This window comes from Treponema berlinense (assembly GCF_052273165.1).
Taxonomy (GTDB): Bacteria; Spirochaetota; Spirochaetia; order Treponematales; family Treponemataceae; genus Treponema_D; species Treponema_D berlinense_A.
This window is the reverse complement of record NZ_DAVZIU010000042.1, coordinates 1-2,857: the sequence shown is the minus strand read 5'-3', so window position 1 is coordinate 2,857 and position 2,857 is coordinate 1. Positions and strand designations below refer to the sequence as shown.

Below are 2,857 nucleotides of genomic sequence, written 5' to 3'. Positions count from 1 at the left end.
TAGTAACAAACCAGGTAAGCCAGACAAGAACAAGACAGCCTGTCAAAATTACATAGAGCTTAAACCAGTTTTTCTGATACATTTCTGTTTCTTTTTCAATCGTGTAATTTGCACTTTCGATTACGCTTCCATTCAATCCGTCGAGAATTGAAATTTTAAACACGTAAGTCTTTGGTTTTAAGTTTGAATAAGAAATTTTTCCAAGTTCGCTGAGCAAACACTTTGTCGGTTTCAGGTCATTTCCGTCAAGAAAATATTCTACGTAAGGATCGTTCAGGGAATAATTCAATATTTCCGGCTCAAGCACAAACTTTTGCGTTTGAGGCGAAAGTTTAAGAATGTCAGAACGGCTGATTCTCTGCTTTATTCCGTCAACTTCCACAAAATCTAAAATCATGCGGTAAGATTTTGAAGCCATGTCGTATTTTGACATATTAACCTTTACAACTCCGCTGTCGCAGCAAAGATAAAGATTATCGTTTTCGAGACAAGGCCACGAATTTGCAATCAGTAGCGAACGAAAACCGTGCTTTGCATTTATAACCTGATATTCGGTTGTTAAATTTTCAATCAAGTCTTTTGATTGTGCCAAATAAATTCCTGCGCTTCCCAAAATCCAGCATGTTCCATCAGGATCGCAAATCATATCGTAATTGTTTGAATACGGAAACTTATCGAGTTCTTTAACTTCTCCATTTTCGGACGTATAGCAAATTCCGTTACTCGTAACAATAAAGACACCGTCAGAAAAAGAATCGTAAACCATTCGCAAAATTACATTTGAAGAAAGTCCGTCCTTTTTTCCAATATTTTTAACAATTCGATCATTTTCGATTTTTGAAATTCCACCGCCGTCCGAACCTACATAGCAACCATTTTTATATTCAAGAAGGCAGAGAGATTTTTCATTGACAAAACCGTCCTGCGCAGAAAAAACTTTTTCAATAGAATCTCCCCTCAAAAAGGCAACTCCATAATCTCCGGCAACAGCAATTCTTCCGTCCTTAAGTTCGCAAATGTTTCTAAAACGGTTTCCAGGAAGTCCTGTTTTCTGTGAAAAATTCTTTATTTCGTATTCGCCAGAAGAATCCACACTTACCTTATAAATGCCGCTCCCAGTCGTTGCAATCCACAGATTATCCATAGAATCCACCTTCAAACAGCGAATTCTTATTTTTTTAAGCAATGAACTTATTTTATTTTCAACTTTTTTTTCATTTTCTTCGTCAAGAATTATAAGCCCCTCGTCAGTTCCGCAAAAAAGAAGTCCCTGCCATTTTTCCGTAGAATTTACAACCGCGGTTTCTTCGATTTCTGAAAAAAGTTCAACAAAAGTAGATTTGCACATTTCTAGAAGTCCAAGCCTTGAAGAACTGAACCAAAGATTTCCCTGATAATCAATAAGCATTGTATCGATTGAATTCGTAAAATTGTTCGTGTAAAGTTTTTTGGCTTTAAAACTCTCATCAAAAAAAGCAATTCCCGTGTCAGAACAAACAAAAACACCATTATTTTCTGCAAAATAGAATGAATTTATACCTTCGATTCCTGGAATTTTAAATTTGCGGACTAAATTTGCCCCAGAAGAGGTCAAGCTGTAGATAAAAATCAAATTGTCCCGGCTTGCAAGAAAAAGCCTTCCGTCCTCCGAAAAATCTACACTCTGAAAAGAAATCTTTTCCTCGTCTTTTAAAAATGAACAGCAAATTTCTCCGTTTTTAAAGCAAAAAAGTTCTCCGCGTTCAGTAACAGCAACGACATTTCCAAATTTGTCAGCGGACATTTTTGTTACGTTTTTAATCTGTTCATAGTTTTTTGTAATTTTTACTCCGCCACTCAAAGACACGAGAGAAATTCCTTCTGTTGTTCCGATGTAATAATTTCCTTCAGTATCGCTAACAATGTCCTTTACAGAATTTGAAAGAAGACCGCTTTCTTCGTCAATCACATTCATCACATGTTCATTTATAAAAATCGTAATTCCGCCGTCATTTGTTCCAGTCCAAAGTCTTCCTTCTTCGTCTACAAAAAGACAATTTACGCTTTTTACAGAATGAATATCGTTCATAAGCTTAAATTTTGAACCGTCATACTTAAACAGGCCGGCATAAGTTCCAATCCAAAGTTTTCCGTCATTTGTCTGTTCTATGTCGTTTGCTTCGCCAGATAAAAGTCCTTCAGAATTTGAAAAAACAGTCTGAACATAAGAGTCGTATTCATCGGCAAAATTTTGACTAAAAACTGGCTTAGGCTGAAAAACAAAGAAAAGAGCAAAAATAAAAGTCAGAAACGGAGCTATTTTTTTTGAACAATTTTTTTTCTCTAAATTTTCATCACGTTTTTTTCTGTAAAACCTTACGAGTTTTATTAAAAGATAAATTATCTCGACACAAAACAATTTGTCCAAAAATTCAATATAAAACTGGCCAATCACAAAGGAAACATATTTTTGAAAACCTGTATCCATAAAAAAACGCATTACTTGAGATGCCCAAATATTGCCAATATCACCGCCATACATTGTTATGCTGACGATTACGGAAATCACTGTCGAAATTACGGCAAGTCCCATTCCAATCGTCATGGTTAAAAACTGGCTTTCAAAAACCTTTTTTTTTGCAAAATATCCGGCTAAAAAACCGATAAATGCGCCAGTAACGCAGTAAACCGATTGCTGTTCAACAAAAATGCCGTAAATTATATTGTTCGTAAAACCGACTATAGCACCACAAACTGGACCTGCAAAATACGCAATAAAAAAAGTTCCGACAGAATCACACCAGAGCGGAAGCATAAGTTTTTCGGCAAAAACTCTTCCAAGAAGGTCAACCAAAAGCGCAATCACCGTAAACGGAAC

1 protein-coding gene is annotated in these 2,857 nt (G+C 35.8%); it reads right to left on the bottom strand.

All coding sequences use genetic code 11. The annotated features are described in order from the left end of the window. Positions 1 to 2,857: two-component regulator propeller domain-containing protein (locus tag ACT6XC_RS09260; RefSeq protein ID WP_443741599.1), on the bottom strand; the 2,857-nt coding region annotated here is incomplete at both ends.